Origin of the sequence: Paraflavitalea sp. CAU 1676, assembly GCF_029223285.1 — a bacterium.
Classification (GTDB): Bacteria; Bacteroidota; Bacteroidia; order Chitinophagales; family Chitinophagaceae; genus Paraflavitalea.
In genome coordinates, this window is record NZ_JARHUJ010000008.1 from 239,396 (window position 1) to 259,076 (window position 19,681).

Annotated in this window: 12 protein-coding genes; 6 read left to right on the forward strand and 6 right to left on the reverse strand. The window is 49.0% G+C overall.

The window, feature by feature from the left end; translation table 11 throughout:
- Positions 1–129: 129 nt before the first annotated feature.
- The 3 genes from P2H89_RS25840 to P2H89_RS25850 all read left to right on the forward strand — a co-directional run bounded on the left by P2H89_RS25840 (position 130) and on the right by P2H89_RS25850 (position 4,708).
- Entirely contained in the window at positions 130–615 is a 486-nt protein-coding gene (locus tag P2H89_RS25840; protein WP_275832507.1) for a VOC family protein, read from the forward strand.
- 171 nt (positions 616–786) lie between these two features.
- A complete protein-coding gene (locus P2H89_RS25845; protein ID WP_275832509.1) occupies positions 787–2,862 on the forward strand; it encodes a S9 family peptidase in 2,076 nt (691 codons plus the stop codon).
- 226 nt (positions 2,863–3,088) lie between these two features.
- The gene (locus P2H89_RS25850; RefSeq protein ID WP_275832511.1) at positions 3,089–4,708 is read left to right on the forward strand and encodes an ATP-binding cassette domain-containing protein; all 1,620 of its coding nucleotides are present in this window, start codon (positions 3,089–3,091) and stop codon (positions 4,706–4,708) included.
- Between the two features lie 18 nt (positions 4,709–4,726).
- Here P2H89_RS25850 and P2H89_RS25855 read toward each other — a convergent pair whose 3' ends face one another.
- Positions 4,727–5,581: a hypothetical protein gene (locus P2H89_RS25855; protein WP_275832513.1), complete on the reverse strand. Its 855-nt coding sequence runs from the start codon at positions 5,579–5,581 to the stop codon at positions 4,727–4,729.
- 310 nt (positions 5,582–5,891) lie between these two features.
- Between P2H89_RS25855 and P2H89_RS25860 the strand changes: the two genes are divergently transcribed.
- A complete protein-coding gene (locus P2H89_RS25860) occupies positions 5,892–9,371 on the forward strand; it encodes a hypothetical protein (RefSeq protein WP_275832515.1) in 3,480 nt (1,159 codons plus the stop codon).
- Positions 9,372–9,382: 11 nt separating this feature from the next.
- On the opposite strand, the gene P2H89_RS25865 is transcribed toward P2H89_RS25860, so the two are convergent.
- Together P2H89_RS25865 and P2H89_RS25870 are read right to left on the reverse strand one after the other, a co-directional pair.
- Positions 9,383–10,810, reverse strand: a complete 1,428-nt coding sequence (locus P2H89_RS25865) for a hypothetical protein (protein WP_275832517.1) — start codon at positions 10,808–10,810, stop codon at positions 9,383–9,385.
- Positions 10,811–10,995: 185 nt separating this feature from the next.
- A complete protein-coding gene (locus P2H89_RS25870) occupies positions 10,996–11,973 on the reverse strand; it encodes a hypothetical protein (protein WP_275832519.1) in 978 nt (325 codons plus the stop codon).
- Positions 11,974–12,202: 229 nt separating this feature from the next.
- Between P2H89_RS25870 and holA the strand changes: the two genes are divergently transcribed.
- Positions 12,203–13,201, forward strand: coding sequence for a DNA polymerase III subunit delta (gene holA / locus P2H89_RS25875; protein ID WP_275832522.1), 999 nt, complete (start codon positions 12,203–12,205; stop codon positions 13,199–13,201).
- On the opposite strand, the gene P2H89_RS25880 is transcribed toward holA, so the two are convergent.
- Positions 13,198–14,178: a bifunctional riboflavin kinase/FAD synthetase gene (locus tag P2H89_RS25880; RefSeq protein ID WP_275832524.1), complete on the reverse strand. Its 981-nt coding sequence runs from the start codon at positions 14,176–14,178 to the stop codon at positions 13,198–13,200. The genes holA and P2H89_RS25880 overlap by 4 nt on opposite strands.
- Before the next feature lie 205 nt (positions 14,179–14,383).
- Here P2H89_RS25880 and P2H89_RS25885 point away from each other — a divergent pair, with 205 nt between their 5' ends.
- On the forward strand, positions 14,384–15,547 hold the full coding sequence (locus P2H89_RS25885; protein WP_275832526.1) for an AIR synthase-related protein: 1,164 nt from the start codon (positions 14,384–14,386) through the stop codon (positions 15,545–15,547).
- A 336-nt stretch (positions 15,548–15,883) separates the two neighbouring features.
- On the opposite strand, the gene P2H89_RS25890 is transcribed toward P2H89_RS25885, so the two are convergent.
- Together P2H89_RS25890 and P2H89_RS25895 are read right to left on the reverse strand one after the other, a co-directional pair.
- Positions 15,884–18,118: a M56 family metallopeptidase gene (locus P2H89_RS25890; RefSeq protein WP_275832528.1), complete on the reverse strand. Its 2,235-nt coding sequence runs from the start codon at positions 18,116–18,118 to the stop codon at positions 15,884–15,886.
- A 31-nt stretch (positions 18,119–18,149) separates the two neighbouring features.
- Entirely contained in the window at positions 18,150–19,679 is a 1,530-nt protein-coding gene (locus P2H89_RS25895) for a M56 family metallopeptidase (protein WP_275832530.1), read from the reverse strand.
- Positions 19,680–19,681: the final 2 nt, after the last annotated feature.

Below are 19,681 nucleotides of genomic sequence, written 5' to 3' on the forward strand. Positions count from 1 at the left end.
CGGCCACCTGGCCGGTTTTTTTGTGCCATCAAAGTGTTTGCCCCATCATTGGCCTGTTGTCCCGACGCATGTCGCGATTGCCTTGCTTCCCCCCCCAACTTTCCAACCCCAATATTGTTATTTTAGCTAATGGAATACAAAGTACCTCAGCATACACGCATCGGCCACGTACACCTTAAGGTGGCCGACCTCGACCGTTCACTCGCCTTCTACCAGGGCATCCTGGGCTTTGAGATCATGCAACGATATGGCACTCAGGCAGTCTTTATTTCTGCCGGTGGCTACCACCACCACATCGGGCTCAATACCTGGTACAGCAAAAACGGCCCGCCCGCACCCCGTAATACGGCCGGTCTCTTCCATACCGCCATACTATACCCCACGCGTAAAGACCTCGCCAACATCCTCAAAAGATTGGTCGACGCAAAGTATCCGCTCACGGGTATGTCAGATCATGGCGTATCGGAAGCTATATACCTGGACGATCCGGATGGCAATGGCGTAGAACTGTATTGGGATAAACCGCACGACCAATGGCCGCTCGATGCCCAGGGCAATCTGCTAATGGTCACGGAGCACCTCGATGTACAGGGTCTGCTCGCCGAAGCTGACTAAAATCAAACCCGGCAGCTACCCATTTTCCCTGAATTTTGCCGCATTACACAAAAGGTAGTACAACCTGCCTTAGTAATGAGTACATTCAGTACAAATAACTGCTGCATGAAAAATCAATGGCTATATCTCATGGCTGTAATCTGCACAGCCTGTAATCAAAGTTCAACAACTATGCAATCGTACCAATGGCCCGAAGGCATCAAGCCTCCGGTAGCCGCGAAGAATTCCAAAGAATTTACAGCACATGGAGATGTTCGTAAAGACGAATACTACTGGCTCAATGAACGCGAAAACACCAAAGTACTCGACTACCTGAAAGCCGAGAACGCGTACCTCGATACCATGATGAGTGGCACCAAAGCGCTGCAGGAAAAACTGTTTGCCGAAATGAAGGGCCGCATCAAGGAGAAAGATGAATCGCTTCCTTTCAAGAACAACGGCTACTGGTATTATACCCGTTTCGAAGAGGGCAAACAGTACCCTATATTCTGCCGCAAAAAGGAAACACTCGAAGCGCCCGAAGAGATCATGCTCGACCAGAACAGGATGGCCGAAGGGTTCAAATATTATTCCGTAGGCGGCAGGGCAGTAAGTGACAACAACGAACTGCTGGCCTTCACCGTCGATTCTGTAAGCCGCCGCCTCTATGGCCTGCGCTTCAAGAACCTGGTAACAGGTGAAGTGTATCCCGAAAACATTCCCAACGTAGAGGGAGGTGATCTTGCCTGGGCCGCAGACAACAAGACCTTCTTTTACATCAAGAAAGACATAACCACCCTTCTGGGCTACCAGGTATGGCGCCACGTGCTCGGTACCGATCCTAAACAGGATGTATTGGTATATGAAGAAAAGGACAATCGGTTCTACATCGGCGTGTTCCGCAGCAAATCGAAGAAGTATGTCGGCATCGTGTCCGATATGAACCAGGTATCGTCCGAGTACCGTTTGCTCGAAGCAGCCAATCCCACAGGCAATTTTACAGTGTTCCAGCCCCGCCAGGAAAACCTGCAATATTCGGTGGAGCATTTTAACGATAAGTTCTATGTGCTCACCGATTGGGATGCGCCTAATTTCCGCCTGATGGAAACCCCCGAAGGCAAAACCACCAAGGAGAACTGGAAAGAAGTGATACCGCATCGCAAAGATGTATACATCTCATCCATCACGGTGTTCAAAGATCACCTGGTATTGGGCGAGGTAAAAGACGCACTGAACCAGATCAGGGTCATCAACCAAAAAGATAAAAAGGACTATTACATCCCTTACGATGAAGCCGTGTACACCTCCTTCGTAAACGTAAATCCTGAGTACAATACGAATGTCCTTCGCTTTGCCTATGCATCGATGACCACCCCCAGCTCCATATACGATTTCAATATGGACACGCAACAAAGGGAGCTTAAAAAGCAAACCGAAGTACTGGGTGGATTCAAGAAAGAGGAGTATGCATCGGAGAGAGTATGGGCCACAGCGCGCGACGGCGCAAAAGTGCCCGTATCGCTGGTGTATAAAAAGGGAATGAACAAAGATGGCAGCAATCCCTTGCTGCTCTATGCCTACGGTTCTTATGGATCCAGCACCAGTCCGGGCTTCAACAGCAACGTGGTCAGTCTGCTCGATCGTGGGTTCATTTATGCCATCGCACACGTACGCGGCGGACAGGAACTGGGCCGCCAGTGGTACGACGACGGACACCTCTTCAAAAAGAAGAATACCTTCTTCGATTTCATCGATTGTGCAGAGTTCCTGATCAAGGAAAAATACACAGTCAAGGAACACCTCTATGCCAATGGAGGCAGTGCGGGTGGCTTGCTAATGGGCGCCATCACCAACCTGCGGCCCGATCTCTGGCGCGGCGTAGTGGCCGACGTACCATTTGTCGATGTCATCACCACCATGAGCGACCCCACCATCCCCCTCACCACCGGCGAATACGAAGAGTGGGGCAATCCGGCCGATAGTGCGGAGTATTTCTACATCAAATCCTACTCGCCTTACGATAACGTAGAAAAGAGGGCATATCCCAACCTGCTGGTTACTACAGGCTTGCACGATTCGCAGGTGCAATACTTCGAGCCGGCCAAATGGGTAGCCCGGATACGCGAGTTGCGCACCGACAACAACGTGCTGCTTTTTAAGATCAACATGGAAGCAGGCCATGGCGGCGCCTCCGGCCGGTTCGATTACCTGAAGGATATAGCCCTGCGCTACGCATTCTACCTGGCGCTGGAAGGCAAAGTGGAATAGGCGGCTTGCCCCAAAAACGGCGACAACGGAAGTTTAAAACAGATCGATAAAGCGTGGCGGACCGCAAGGCCCGCCACCATTCTTTTTGATCCATTCGTACCGGGCTGATTCTCAGTATGCTGAAGCGCATTGTTCGGCCGCGTCCGCCGGACCCGAAAGAGACCTGAAATCGCTTATCGGGAACTTATTTTATCGTACCTTTGCGCCCTGAAATTCAGTCAAGAATATGATATCGGTAAATAACGTAACACTCTCTTTTGGCAAGCGCGTTTTGTTTGATGAGGTAAACCTGTCCTTCACAAAAGGCAATTGCTATGGAGTTATTGGCGCCAATGGAGCCGGTAAGTCCACATTTCTGAAGATACTCTCCGGCGAGATCGAACCCAACAAGGGAACGGTCGATATTACGCCCGGCGAGCGTATGGCTGTGCTCCAGCAAAACCATTTCGAGTTCGACGAGGTTACGGTGCTTAACACCGTGATGATGGGCCACACCAAGTTGTGGAAAGTAATGCATGAGAGAGATGCGATCTACGCCAAAGCCGATTTCACAGAAGAAGATGGCATCCGTGCCGGTGAGCTCGAAGGTGAGTTTGGTGAAATGGGAGGCTATACCGCCGAAAGTGATGCCGCCACCCTGCTCAGCGAACTCGGTGTAGCAGAAGAGACCCACCAAACGCTGATGAAAGACATCAGCGGTGCTATGAAAGTACGTGTACTGTTGGCGCAGGCACTTTTCGGTAACCCCGATATCCTCATCCTCGATGAGCCTACCAACAACCTCGACGTAGTAACCATCTCCTGGCTCGAAAACTTCCTGGCAGAATACGAGAACGTCGTGATCGTAGTATCGCACGACCGTCACTTCCTCGATACAGTTTGTACGCACGTAGCCGACGTAGACCGTCAAAAGATCAAGATCTACACCGGTAACTATACCTTCTGGTACGAAAGTAGCCAGCTGGCAGCCCGTCAGCAAGGCGACAAGAACAAGAAGATGGAAGAGAAGCGTAAGGACCTCATGGACTTTATCGCCCGTTTCAGTGCCAACGCATCCAAGTCTAAACAAGCAACCTCGCGTAAGAAGGCCCTCGAAAAACTGGTTATCGAAGATATCACAGCTTCTAACCGTAAATACCCCGGCATTATCTTCAAGCAACTGCGTGAAGTGGGTAACCAGATATTGAACGTAGAGCAGTTAGGTGCTAAGACCATCGATGGCCGTGTATTGTTTGGCAATGCCAGCTTCACCGTGAATAAAGGCGACAAGATCGCGATCGTGGCCGATGACCAGATGGCGGTAACTGCCTTCTTTGAGATCATCAATGGCAACCAGAAAGCCGATAAAGGAAAGTTTGAGTGGGGAACAACCGTATCGAAGGCATACCTGCCCAACGACAACTCCGAATTCTTTACCGGAAGCTTCAACCTCATGGATTGGTTGCGTCAATACGTGCCCGGGCACGTAACCGACGTAGATGAGCCATTCCTGCGTGGGTTCCTGGGTAAGATGCTGTTCAGCGGCGATGAGATCATGAAGAAGACTTCGGTGCTGAGTGGTGGTGAAAAAGTGCGTTGTATGATCAGCCGGATGATGCTCCAGGACCCCAATGTGGTGATCCTCGATGAGCCTACCAACCACCTCGATCTGGAATCGATCCAGGCATTCAACGAAAGCATGGAGAACTTCAAGGGAATCGTATTGATCACCTCTCATGACCATACCTTCCTGCAAACGGTGGCCAACCGCATTATCGAGTTGACACCGAACGGCGTGCTCGATAAGCTCATGACCTTCGACGAATACCTCGAAGAAAAGCAGGCCCGCAAGCTGAAAGTAGCGTAAGCAATAAACGATAAATCATTACAGGCCGGCAGCTTTGCCGGCCTTTTTTGTGCTGCCCAGCCGCAAGAGCACACCCCCTTGCAGGGAGGAAGCATAAGAGCCAAAGTTCGCTTGTCCATACATCGTCATCTTGTGTAAGGTTACTTGTGCGGTGGCCGATAAAAAACGGGGCGTAAATTCATGGTAGGGTCTGCCAGATCCATCCCTTTCGAGTGTAGTAACCTTTGTGGCAGCGTTGGTCCAGGCCAGTTTGAAGCCCATGGTATTTCCATCTCCTACGGTATTCACCAGCTCGGTAAAAAATCCGTAGGTAAAGTATTGGTTGTGCGGATCGACGCTGTTTGCGTAGTAGACAGGAAGTTTTCGCCGGAAATTAAGGTAATTGCCAAACTCATTGGTGTACGATAATTCAGTACCCAATATCCGCCATTCTCCGATATCGGTTTTCATCACTGCATTGAAGCTGCCGTTAATACCCCAGGCGCCAAAGAACTTATTACCGGTGTGGTCATTGATAAAAGCAGGGTCGAAACCAAGACCATCATAGCGGCTTGTCGATGAGTCGGGTGAGAAGCGCCTCACCCGGTAATTACCCAGCATAAAGTTGGCACCATAGGTGGCCTGAAAACCTTCAAAATTGTGGCTCCGGTGATAGGTGCCGCTAAGATTCAGCGTGTAATCGTGACCGCGGTGGTTGGCGTTGCCTGCCGATATATGCAACCCTGCATAACTCGCACTGGCAATCCCCTCGTTTTGCAGCGGAATGGTCTTATAAGTGCTGGAATTAGTATGGACCGGACTTTGATAGATGGCCATTTGGGAACAGCTGGCCAATACGGTTAGCAGCAGGCAATAGAGAACGCATTGTTTCATTTGATAGCGGTATAGGGTGATAGGAGCATGACAACCTGGATCTTCCGATCGCTGCCCCGCCATCTCAGTTTCCCACGCTTTCCTTCCCGAATACCCTTAGCGAAGCCATAAAAGCCCCTCCGGAAGGCAATAAAATCCTAATTTTAAACGCTATAATCCAACGCCCTGCTGATCGATGCAAAAGGATGTAAATCAGTTGGCTAAGAAACCATAGCCTTCGGGAAGCCTTAGGGAGCCTCCACTTCTGCGAAGGAATTCAGAAAAACGAAATCGCACATTGTTGATCGGGAGGATCCTGATACTTGCTTTGTTGAGCCTACCAATACTGCTGCAGCCGGCATTCGCGCAGGCCCCGCGGACAGGTCAGCCATTGTCCAACCTGCGCAAAAAGACGGTCTATGCCCATCAAACCTTCGTACAGCTCGACAGCCTCTCCATCATTCCAAAAACATTGTCCATACCCGGCGTACCCGATAGCCTGTATACCATCGACTATGTAAAAGCAGCACTCACCTGGAAAGCCAAACCTGCACTCGATACCCTCGTTGTCTATTACCGGGTCTTTCCGCGCCGGCTCGATGCCGTGCTGAACAGGATGCCCTACGACAGCATCATGAACAATTTTATCGGGCAGCCCTTTGTGCCCAATTATGCCGGCGTATCTCAATCGGAAGGCTTCTTCAATTTCGGCAACATCAACTACAATGGTAGCTTCGGCAGGGCCATCTCCTTTGGTAATAGCCAGGACGCAGTGGTTACCTCCAACCTCAACCTGCAGTTGAATGGCTTCCTGGCCGATAGCATCGAGATCGTAGCCGCCATCACCGACAACAACATACCTATACAGCCGGATGGCACTACCCAGGAGCTCAACGAATTTGACCGGATCTTCCTCCAGTTCAAAAAGAAGAACTGGGCACTCAGCCTGGGCGATATCGATATCCGCCAATCGCAAAGCTATTTCCTCAACTTCTATAAGCGCCTCCAGGGTATCTCCTTCGAGACCACATCAGCCATCAGTCCCACCATCAGCAACAACCTGCTGGTGAGCGGCTCTATTGCAAAGGGTAAGTTTACCCGCAACGTATTCAATGGCCAGGAGGGCAACCAGGGACCCTACCGCCTGCAGGGCGCCAATAGCGAGTTCTTCTTTGTAGTATTGGCCAATACCGAGCGTGTATTCATCGATGGCGAGTTATTGCAGCGCGGCGAAGACCAGGATTATGTCATCAACTACAATACCGCCGAGATCACCTTCACCCCCAAAAGGATGATCACCAAAGACCGGCGTATCCAGGTCGAGTTCGAATACGCCGACCGTAACTACCTCAACTCGAATATCTACCTCACCGATGAAGTGAAGTTTGGCCAAAAGGCCACGTTACGTGTAGGCTTTTTCAACAATGCCGATGCCAAGAGCTCACCCATTAACCAGTCGCTCGATCCCCGGCAAAAGCTCTTCCTCAATGGAATCGGCGATAGCATCAACCGGGCATTTTACCCTACCGCCGCCATCGACACATTCGCAGCTGGTAAGATCCTGTATAAAAAGATCGATACCACCTGGACAGGCGCCCCCGCCCGCGACTCGATCTACGTATACAGTACCCATCCCGATAGCGCCCGTTATAGCCTGTCATTTATCGATGTGGGCCCCGGCAACGGTAATTACCTGCCCGATCTCAATGGCGCCAACGGAAAAGTGTACCGTTGGGTGGAACCTGTCGACGGCAAAGCGCAGGGCCAGTATGAACCCGCCGTATTGCTGGTAACGCCCAAAAAGCAGCAGCTCGTAAGCCTGGGTATCGACTACAACATCACGAAGAATACCGTGGTGAACACCGAAGTGGCCATGAGCAATTACGATGTCAATACTTTTTCTTCGATCGATAAAGGCAACGACAAAGGTTATGCAGGTAAAATTCAATTGAAGAATACGCTCCCTTTCAAATCATCGCGGGCTGGCTTGCAGTTGATCACCGAAGGCGGACTGGAATATGTGGAAGCAAAGTTCAAGCCCCTGGAGCGCTTGCGCAATGTGGAGTTTACCCGCGATTGGGGATTGCCTTTACAGGTAACGCCCGAAGACGAAGCCATCGTCACCGGTGGCACTCAGTTGCAGGATGCACGTGGCACCTCGCTGAAATACCAGTTTACCCGCTATACCCGCGGCAGCAGCTTTACCGGCATCCGCAATACCATCTCGCATTTTCAAAACATCAAAGGCTGGAAATTGAACAATGTGTTCATGTACTCCAACATGAACGCTACGAACGATAAAGGTTTCTTCTTTCGACCAACGATCGATATCTCGCGTCAATTCCCGGCGCTGAAGAACTATACGCTCGGATTCAATTACTCTATCGAACACAACGAGGTGCGAAATAAATTGACCGATACCGTCGCGGTTCAAAGCTTTTCGTTCGAGAACTTCCAGGCCTCCATCAAGTCCGATGTCGCCAAACCCAATCGTTGGGGGGTGATCTATTTCACCCGTACGAACGCCTACCCGCTGGGCAGGGAACTCGCCACCTCCGACCGCAGCCATAATATCAACGTATTTACCGAACTCCTGAAGAACGAACGACACCAGTTCCGCTTTAATGGAACCTATAGAACCCTCACCATACTCAATGAAAAGGTAACCACCCAAAAAGCCGACAATAGCCTGCTGGGAAGGGCCGAGTACCTGGTGAACGAATGGGGCGGATTGGTAACCGGTAACGTGCTGTACGAAGTAGGAGCAGGGCAGGAGCAGAAGCGCGATTTCGCCTATCTCGAAGTACCGGCGGGGCAGGGCGAGTTCACCTGGATCGACTATAATAACGATGGCGTACAGCAGCTCAACGAGTTTGAAGTAGCCCTGTTTCAGGACCAGGCCAAGTATATCCGCATCTTCACACCGACCAACCAGTTTGTAAAGGCCAATTACAACACCTTCAATTATACGGTAGGGCTCAATCCAAGGTCGGTGATCAATATGTCTGCCGCAAAGAAATTTATGAAGCTGCTGGCCAATGTAAATCTGCAGTCATCATTACAACTTAACAAGAAGGAGCTGGCCAAAGGCCTCGTTCAATTCAATCCCTTCAAATCGCCGCTGAACGATACCTCGCTCATTACCCTCAATTCCATATTCATCAATACCTTTTCCTACAACCGCTTCAGCCCTAAGTGGGGTCTGGATATCAACAATTCGCGCAACAGCAATAAGTCATTACTGACCTATGGGTATGAAAGCCGCAATGTGGATGAATGGAACCTGCGCGGGCGTTGGAATATCACCCGTTTGTTTATGCTCGAGCTAAGTGGTAAATCAGGCATCAATGAACTGGCCAGTTCGAACCCCAAATTCGATAACCGCAATTATAAGATCGACCTCTATGCCATCGAGCCCCGGCTTACCTTCACCAAGGGAGCCAATTTCCGGGCAATGGTAGGATATAAGTTTACCAATAAGGAAAACCAGATTGGAGGCCTGGAGCACTCCGAATCCAATGCCATCAGTTCGGAAGTGAAATACAATATCCTTCAAAGCACGTCGATACTCGGCCGCTTTACCTATAACAACATTACTTACAGTACACAGGATCCATCGGCCAATACAAGCTCACCAGCGGCCTATATCATACTCGATGGGTTGTTACCGGGCAAAAACTATCTCTGGAACCTCGACCTCACCAAGCGCCTCTCCAATAGCCTTGAGATCAATATTCAGTACGAAGGCCGCAAACCCGGTACCTCGAGAGTGGTACACATCGGCCGCGCAGCCATCAGGGCATTACTGTAGAACTATTGGTCTTATCTGGCGCGTTGTTTTTTGCTCGCTAGTTTTTTGTATTCGTCAGATTGAACGATCATTTCAAATGCAGGATCGGCTTCAATAGGTGGTAAGTTATCAATAGCCTCCATTTTCAACAGTTTGCCTAATACTTTTAAGCAACCGTCTGTATCTTGTATGAGCGCATATATTTTAGCAAGTTTCAGGAAGGTGGAATCGCTTGTATTATGGCATTTATTGATGGCATTCCTGTAGTGGCCAATTGCTTTTTCATACTGCTTCTTTGCTGCATAGATGTCCCCTAACCCTTCATAATTAGGGGCATAGGCATCATAAGACGCAATACCAGCCTCAAAGCAACGGATTGCAGCGTCGTCATCGCCTGTGGCGGTAAAAAGACTGCCTTTTATGTGCAGCGTATAAAACGTTGGTGGCGCTTTATCTATATAAAGCCTGGCTTCATCAAACCTCGCCAGTTTTAAAAGCGTATTGGCGATATTGGCGAAATGGAAGGTGTTGCCACTGAGACCAATACTTTTCTCGAATAGCTCAATGGCCCGGTGATCGCCTAAGTTCATGTACCCCAGTCCTGTTAACTCCATCAATTGTACGAGTTGATGAGGCGACAGTTTGATCTTCTCATCCTGGTGAAGCTCCAATGCCCGCTCGCCTATGAAAGCCTGCATCTCGTGCAAATGATTGGTAAACGCTCCATCCATCAATGACATATATCGCTGTTCAGTAATAAGCCGATGGATAACCAGTTCTTTTACCTGGCTGATGATAATTGCCTTTTTCTTTTTGTCATACAAATAAATGGACGCAAATTCACCGACAAGTTTTTCTATAGCCGGATCCTCGTTTTGGGCTGCATTGACACCGATACGCTGTGGTTGGTTGACGTCTAAATCACCATCTTCACCCGACTCTTTCTCATCATCAAAAAATGTAGTAGGGTTTCCCAGTTGCTCATCCAATTCTCCTTCCAGCCATTTCAAAAAAGAGTTGGCCAATAAAATATCTTCCTCGTTGCCCTGCGTATAAACACTGTAAACCTGGTTGGCGTATTCACCACTGATTTTCAAAACTGTATCATAGGGCCATTCAGTGTCCAGTAATAAGAAATCTGTTTCATCAAATTCATCTTTATAGAAATCACCTGGCACCAACTCGTCCCAAAACAGTCCGCCGCCATTTCCAAGATGAAGCAGGGATAAACGGAATTCGGACGGTAGAAGGATCCCGCAGTTTTGCTCGAAAGAGTTAATTTCTTCCTCTGTCATGCAAGGGTTTAATTCATAGGGATGATAGGGGACACTTACTTTCAGACCGTCGCTGTCAATTACTCTCGAATACCTGTTCTTCTTGCCGCTACTGTCGTAGGCAGCCTTCAGCTGGCTGAGTTTGTTTCTGCACCTGTTTATTTTCGACATGATTAGATCAGACATGAATAGGCGGTTTAACACCCAAACTACATATTGAAACTGGTAAGGAGAAAGCAACGTGAATGAAATGCCTATCCGATGGAGTGATGCAGAAAGTTGTGCAGTTGAAACGGTTTCCCTGGGGACAATAAAAAAAGCGCCCCGGCAATTTGCCGGGGCGCTTTTACTAAATATCCTATAGAGAAATATTATCCGAAGATGCCACCTTTTTTCAGTTCACGAACGCTTTCGCCGATCTTGAAACCATTGTGATAAACTTCGATCTTGTAATTACCTTTCTTGAAACCGCTGTTTTGTTTCCAGGGATATTCTACATGGCTCTTCTTGCCGGCTTCGTAGTTAACAGGCATTTTGAAGGTGTAGAACTTGTCGCCTTCTTCACGGGTAGTGAAGGTACCGGAACCCAGGGCCTCAACAGTTACAGGCTTTCCTTCGGGATCAGTTACAGAAACATAAACTTCAGTGTTAGCTGATTGAGCAATGCGGTTGTCAACATCGAAAGAGATAACCAGCTTGTCAACGCGTTTTGCGGTAGTGGTTACTTTTTCTTTACCACCACTTCTTTCATCGATAGGAGTGATGTTGATGTTAGTTGCATTGAAGGTAGAAGCAACGTCTACTTTCTTTTCCAGCTCTTGCTTGGCAGTATTCGTAGTTGCCAGGTCGGTAGTGAGCTTTTCCTTGTCAGCAGTCAAAGCTGTTTTCTCAGTGGTCAGCACTTGATTTTCCTGAGTCAAACGGGCAACTTCCTGTTCGAGGTTGGCGATCTTTGAGTTCAGTTCAGTGATCTGTCCTGCCAGCTCTTTCTTCTCTCTTTCAGTGAGTCTTTCTTTTTTCAGCTTGGCTGCAATGTTATTCTTGAGCTTGGAGATTTCGCTGTTGCGCTCGCTCAACTTGCCTTCCAGTTCATTGTTGTAACCGGTCAGAGAATCGAGGCGGATAACAGCTGCATCAAAACTCTTCTGTAATTCATTCTTGGAAGAGTCTACTGCAACATATTGCGTTTGCAGAGATGTGATCTGTTGGTCAGATTTGTTCTTGTCCCACAGGAAATAACCCCAGGTACCCAGGATACCAACGGCTAATAAACCGATGATAAGATTTTTAGAATCTTTCTTAGGCGGTTGATTTTGGGGACTGGCTGATGGATAATTGGTTGTGCTCATAATTAATATGTGTTTTCAAAAGTTTAAAATTTGGGTGCTAAACCCTATCATTTAGCTTTCGTTAGAGGGTTAGTCCAAAACCATGCCAGAATTTCCCGGAGGGGGGTGCATGGCACCGCCCAAAACGTTGAAACCCCTTATTCTATTGTGTTTTAGCGGTGTATATTTGAGCCTTTAGCAAGCCTTTTTTTGGTGTAATATTGCACCAATTTTAACTATAGAACGTCCCATGTCTGCGGAAAAAATATTATCTGATTGGAAAAAGAAGCAATTCAAACCCATTTACTGGCTCGAAGGAGAAGAAGATTACTTTATAGACAAGGTCGTTAATTACGCCGAACATCATATCCTCACGGAAGCCGAAGCCGGCTTCAACCTCACTATATTTTACGGAAAAGATGCCAACTGGCCCGATGTCATCAACGCATGCCGCCGTTATCCCATGTTTTCCGATAAGCAGGTAGTACTATTGAAAGAAGCACAGCAGATGCGCGATATCGATAAGCTGGAGCCCTATATAGACAACCCCCTGAAGTCGACCATCTTTGTAGTCTCCTACAAGGAAAAGAAAGTGGATGGCCGCAGCAAGCTGGCCAAAACCCTGAAAGAAAAGGGCGAGATGCTCACCACCAAGAAAATGTACGAAAATCAGTTGCCCGACTGGACCAACGAACTCGTACAATCCAAGGGATATACCATTTCTCAGAAAGCATTGCTGTTACTGGTAGATCATATCGGCAACGATCTTAGCCGCATCAATAACGAGATCGACAAGATACTCGTAAATCTTGCACAGCGCAAGAACATCACCGAAGATGATATCGAGCGATATGTAGGTGTCAGTAAGGAGTACAACCCATTCGAACTCCAGAGCGCCGTGGCAGCCCGCGACCTCGCCAAGGCCATGAAGATCATTCAATACTTCGAGGCAAATCCCAAGGCGGCACCCATCCAACTGGTATTGCCTTCGCTGTATAACCTGTTCAGCAAAACGTATATGATATTCGGCCAGTCGGCCAAAGACGATAAAACGATAGCCCTCAACATTGGCGTCAACGCCTGGTTCGTGAAAGATTATGTGCTCACGGCTAAGAACTACGGGTACCAGGGTACGGAAAGCGCCCTCCTGCTATTGCATCAATACAACCTCAAAAGCATAGGTATAGGCGACGCCGGCACGGCCGATGGGTCGTTGCTCAAAGAAATGGTGGCTAAAATGATGAGTTAAAGACCAAAGAAGCGCAGGGAATCCAGCTTGTCCTGTGCAAGCTGGGCCATCAATGGCTCCAGTCCTTCAAACTTTACTTCCGGCCGCAGGTAATGCTTTACATATACCCGCAAAGTACGCCCGTAAATGTCTTTATTGAAGTCGAACAGGTTCACCTCGATGGTGCGGCGGTTATCGGCAATAGTGGGTCTGATGCCAATACTCATCATGCCTTTCAGCAAGGGCGTATCAGTAGCGATCGAAGAAGGGCTGCCAGCCGGAGAAGCAGTCGGCGCATCGAAGAGGGCCGCCTCCACAACATAGATACCATTGCCAGGCACCAGCTTTTCAGCGTTCTCCACTCGTATATTGGCCGTTGGGTAGCCCAGTTCGCGACCCAGTTGGTTACCGGTCACAACAGTGCCTTCAAAGAAATAATCATACCCCAGTAAGCTATTGGCCTGGTCAACCTGGCTCTCGAGCAAAGCATGTCGTATGCGTGTAGAGCTTACCGTGTTTTCGTCGATCACATGGGGAGATATCTCCATCAGCTTAAAGCCCAGGCGCTCGCAGCAGTCTTCCAGGAGCTTGTAATTGCCGGTACGGCCCTGGCCAAAGCGGTGATCGTAACCAATGATGATGGTATGCGGGTGAAATTTCTCAATTAAGAAATGTTCTATATAAGCTTCAGGCGTTTGTTGGGAGAATTCGGGGGTAAAGGGAACGATCACCAGGTGGTCGATCCCATTGCGGTCAAACAGTTCGATCCGCTCCTCGATGGTATTGAGCAGGTGGAAGGCCGGCTGATCGGCCGAAACAACCTTTCGGGGATGCGGATGGAAAGTGATAATAACCGTTTCCCCGTCGATCCGGGCCGCTTCTTGCTTTAGTTGCTCCAGGATCTGGCGGTGACCCAGGTGCACCCCGTCAAATGTCCCAATCGTGAGTACCGCCCGCTTGAAGGCAGGGATCCCCGCTGTAGAATAGTAAACTTTCATAAATGCGGTGCGAAAATACATTATGGCGGGCGAAGTCAGAAGTTTGAGATTCAGGCATTTGGGAATGCCCCTGCAACCAGCAACGAAGTCCCCGGCAGTCAATGCCCGCCTGATCCCGGTATAACTCCCTGATTGTGAAAAAATAGTCAATAGGTTAAGGCTTAATGGATAATGTATTTCGAAGGCTAAATAGTAGTTTTGCGCCATGAGTTTATATTCCCAGCGGGGCGTTTCCGCTCAGAAAGAAGAAGTTCACAAGGCTACCGAGAAACTGGACAAGGGCTTATACCCCTTTGCGTTTTGTAAGATCTATCCCGATTACCTGACCGGCGACGCCAATTTCGTCAACCTCATGCACGCCGATGGCGCGGGCACCAAAAGCATCCTGGCCTACCTGTATTGGAAAGAGACCGGCGACATCAGCGTTTGGAAAGGCATCGCCCAGGACGCCATTGTGATGAACCTCGATGACCTGCTCTGCGTAGGCATCCACGATAACCTGCTGTTTTCTTCCACCATCGACCGCAACAAGAAACTGGTGCCGGGCGAAGTGCTGGAAGTGATCATCAACGGCACCCAACAGATATTTGATGAGCTGAAACAATACGGCGTAAATATCCATTTCCTCGGCGGCGAAACGGCCGATGTAGGTGATGTGGTACGCACCATCGCTGTCAATGGAACCATGACCGCCCGCTGGCCCAAGGATAAACTTGTTACCAACGAGAAGATACAGCCCGGTGATGTGATTGTGGGGTTCGCCAGCGCCGGACAGGCCAAATACGAAACCGAATACAATAGTGGCCTCGGTAGCAACGGACTCACCAGTGCCCGGCACGATGTTTTGAGTAAGTTCTATGCACAGCAATACAAAGAGTCATACGAGAACTCACTGAGCGATGAAGTGGTGTATATCGGGCCACACCGCATGACCGATAAGATCGCAGGCACCACACTCGATGTGGGACACCTGCTGTTAAGCCCCACCCGCACCTATGCGCCCTTGCTCAAGCAATTGTTCGAAAAGCAATTTGATGATATCCATGGCCTCATCCATTGCAGTGGCGGTGGCCAAACCAAATGCCTGAAGTACCTGCCCGGTGACTTTCGCATCATAAAGGACAACCTGTTCGAGCCTCCGGTGATCTTCCAGATCATTCAAAAGGCCTCGGGCAGCGACCTGCGTGAAATGTACCAGGTATTCAACATGGGTCATCGACTCGAAGTGTTCACTACCGAAAAGGCTGCTGCAGCCATGATCAAAGAATCAGAAGCGCTGGGCATCGAAGCGAAGATCGTAGGTAGGGTAGAAGCTGGCACTAAGAAAGAACTGATTATAAAAACAGCCGGACAGGAGATCGTGTTCTAACACCCGCCGGCCGCATTATATTTACTGGCAGCCTTGCTGCACGGACCGCAACGGTTAGTGTAGCAGCGCTGCCAGTTCTTTTTAAAGTTTGTACTACTCAGGTTACTGGCAACAATAATACAATGAGGGGCAAGTGAAAACCTGCCCCGTAGTTAACTACGTTAACTTGCGTATAGAAAAGCTATAAAAAATCTACTGCGAAAAGTATCTTCCAATAGTCAACACCTGTGCCAGTATGTTAGTGGTTGAAAATCACTACTTATTAAAATAATAAACATGACTATCCTGATCGGAAACGATACAGTTCGATCGAATTAGCGAACAATAACGATAGGATTACAACTTTGAAGGAGATCCCTTTTTTTCCTGGAGTTTAGGAAGACTGAAATTTGCTCCGGACATATTTTTCAGAACTGGAAGGCCACCAGGTTTTTGAGGTATTTCGTACAGCTTCACAGCAAAGCGGTCTGTTTCTTGTTTTGCTGGCGCACTGGTGGTGGTAGGCACTGGTGGGTTTGGCCTGTCAAGCCTGAAAGTGGCCTTAAAATAGTAACGTCCAGGTGCCACATTTCCACTGATACCATTACCTTTTTCTGCAATACGCCGCACCTCTGTCTTCATCAGGCCCGACTTATCCTCGGTCGTCAACGTTTTGGACGTAGCTTTGGAAGCATAACCTACGATCACAATTTCCTGAACCTGGCCGGCAGCCTGAGCTGGCGCTGATTCATATAGTTCAAAATCCGACAGCTTGCCGGATGCATCCAGTACAAACGAAAACCAGATAGAACCTTCCCCATCGTTATCGATCATGTCCTGTGGGTACCGGAAACTCCGGTTGAAATACCTGATCAGTTTAATGCTCGTGCTATCCTGTTTGGCAGCTTGTTGCAGTTTCAGGGCAAGGAGCGACTGCTGATAGGCGCCGGCAGACTGCTGGTTTTGATAGATCTTTTCAAGGATCACCTTTTCTTGTTGGTTCAGTTCGGAAGCCTTCTTTTGAACGAGGTCCAGCAGCTGTTTTTTGTAGGCCTGTTGTTCATCGTTCTGTGCTTTGAGCGTATTCTTCAGCAACTGCAACTGGTCAGCCTCTTTTTCCGCACTCCACTTGTAGTTATCATAGAACTTGTTGTAGTTGTCATAGTACTTGCTCAGCAGCGCAGTGTCCATGATCAACTGCTCCTGCTGTTTCAGTTTGATCAGTTCCTGTCTCGTAGCCGCTGCCACCGGATCATTGGGTTTGAGCTCCTGGCGCTTCAACGACTCTATCAGTATTTCTTGCTTCTTTTTCACGACCTCCAGCTCACTGCCTTTTAGCTGTGATTGATTGTAAAAGAAACTAAGCTGTTGTTGTTTCGTGGCTAATTCCTGATACTCCTGTATTTTTTTGATCAATTGTTCTTTGACCACCTTTTCTTTAAGGGGCGACAATTTTTGAAAACCCGATTGTGATTCCTGATAGAAGAGCTTTTGCTCCAGCTGGGCCTTTTCCAGTTGTGTTTTGATGGTCTTGAGCAATTGCTCTTTTTCGTTGGCTTCCAGCTGCTGCTGAGCAGCCCGGTCCATGACTGTCTTTTGCTTCAACTGAAACAATTGTTCTTTCAAAATCTTTAGGGGCACCGTGTCTGCTACCGGTACAGATAGTTCTGCAGCCTGTGCATGCTGAACAGCCTTATCGGCCGCCTTCTCCTGGGCATGCAGTGTTACGGAGAAGAACAGGATAATGGAAACAGGCAATATCATAACGCGGCTCCAATAGCCGTACGACGATTGATTGAGTTGTGTGATCATGGCAATGCGACGCTTTAATTGGTTTTGGAAAAAAGGAGAAGTGAGATCCGCAGCCCGTGACGACATCACCTGCTGCACCAACAACTCTGCATACTGGTACCGGTTGCTGTTGGAGATGGCATATTGATCCGCCAAAAACTCATGGATCGCTTTCAGTTCTTTCCGGATAAGGTGAAAGAACGGGTTAAACCAACCCAGGATAGTGACAGCTTCAGCCAATAGGGTATCCACCGTATGCCGCTGCTGTACATGGAATAATTCGTGGCGGAATATTTGCTGACCTTCCTCGCTGTTGAAGTTGAGCGCCTCGTTCCAGTAAATGGAACGGAAGAAAGAAAACGGAGTTCCGGGCTCATGGGTTTGGTAAAATCGCATGCGCTGCATCGGTTCATAGGGGTACTGCCTCGAAATATGGCGGATGTACAAAAGCCCCCGTATCACTCCCCACAACAGAAAACAAACACCGGCGGCATACAGCAGCCATAGCAAGTTCGCAACGGTGAAGTAATCAGCAGCCGTCGTTTCCACGACAGCAGCTTCCCCAGCAGGCGCCTGGAAGGTAACGGCCTTCATGGTCTGGTAAGCTACCTGGTTCATCATCCCCGCATCTTCAAATACCGGGATCCTGAACAACGGCACCACAATAGATAATACCAGGCAGGCCAGCAGATAAAACCGGTTATAATGGTGAAACCGCTTGTTGCGCAGGAACAGGTGGTAATATCCGAAAAGGATACCCGAACAAAGCGTCACTTTCAAACAGTACAACACGATACTCATAACTCAGATTTGCAAGGTGATGGTGGCTTGATTATTTGAACTCCGGACTATTCTCTGCGTACCTGAATTTGCTCACCAGGTCTTTCTGCTCGCCGGAAATATGGAAGTCAACTGCGAAATGTTTATGGGGCGCCTCGTATTCCCAGGTTTCCCGGTCACTGGTAACGTACATATTAGTTGGTTTACCGAATTGCGTCACAATCTCCTCGCGGGAGGTAACATTATCCCGGATCTCTTTCACACGCTCGTAAGTAAATGCCTGTTTGGACGGCTTACCCTGCTGAGCATAGTAAAAAGCTTCTATGACATCGGTTTCCTTGTTGAACTGGATGCGGAGTTGCTTGCCGCCCCCTACATAAACCCATACGCTCTCATCGGAAGAAAGCACCTTCTGGCCGGGGGCACCCATTTTTTCCTTTACCTGTTGCATGTTAACGATAGAGAGTTTTAGTTGTCTTACCAGCTCAAGATTAGGCTCCATACCATTGCGCGCCGGATCAACCGGCTTTTTACCCAGCGAATTCCTGGCAGCATTACCCGGCGGCTCAGGCGTATGAGGCCAGGTGTAATTATCAGGAACCGGGTAAATACCGCTAGGGGTAGTTTGTTTGGATGCCTTCGAGCTGTTCCGGGCAATTTGTCGGGTGCTTTTTTGAGCTTGCACAGCAATGGTACCGGCAAGCACCAGGAAAACCGGAAGGGCCATGATACGGCTCACATAGCCGTATTTGGTTGGGTTGGATGATAAGATCATGGTAATACGACGTTTTATAGGTGTGGTGGAAAAATAACGGGGCAGGGAATGATGGCTGGCTGCAGCAGCCTGCAGCACCAGTAGCTCGGCATAACTTTTCGCATCGCCGTCACTGGTCGCGTGGCGATCGGCCAGGAACTCGTGGATGGTGGTCAATTCCTTCTTCAGGATCCAAAAGAAAGGGTTGAACCAGCAAGCAATAAGCACCAGCTCTATCGCAATGGCATCGAGCGCGTGATATTGCCTTACATGGTAAAGCTCATGGCGGAAGATCCTTTTACCCGCAGCTGAGTCGAGGTCAATATTGCTGTTCCAGAAAACCGACTTGAAAAAAGAGAAAGGAGTACCGGGAGCGTCTGTCTGGTATAGGCGGATGTCTCCCGATCGTACCACCGGATACCTGCGCTTTAGCCGCGATAGCTGGATCAGGGCCCGGATAAAAGCCAGTGCAAGCCAAAGTACGCCTGCAGCATAGAAAACTCCGGCAACACGGGGCCAGGTAAACACAGGGGCTGTTTTCGTTACCACTGCGGGCGTTACCACTGCGGGAAGTATTTCTCCGGCCGAACCCGCAGGTGCCAGGGTCATAGCCTCCACAACCCGGTAGGCCGTGAATTGGGCTTGATCGGCCGTATCGAAAAGGATGGGAAGCGTGCACAAAGGCACCAGGAGCGACAGCAACAGGATGCCCAGCAGGTAAAACCGGTTGTACTGGTGAAAACGCTGGTTGCGGAGGAAAAGCCAGTAATAACCAAGCAAAACCCCCGAGCACAACACCATTTTGCCGAAATAGGATAGGAGGGTCATGA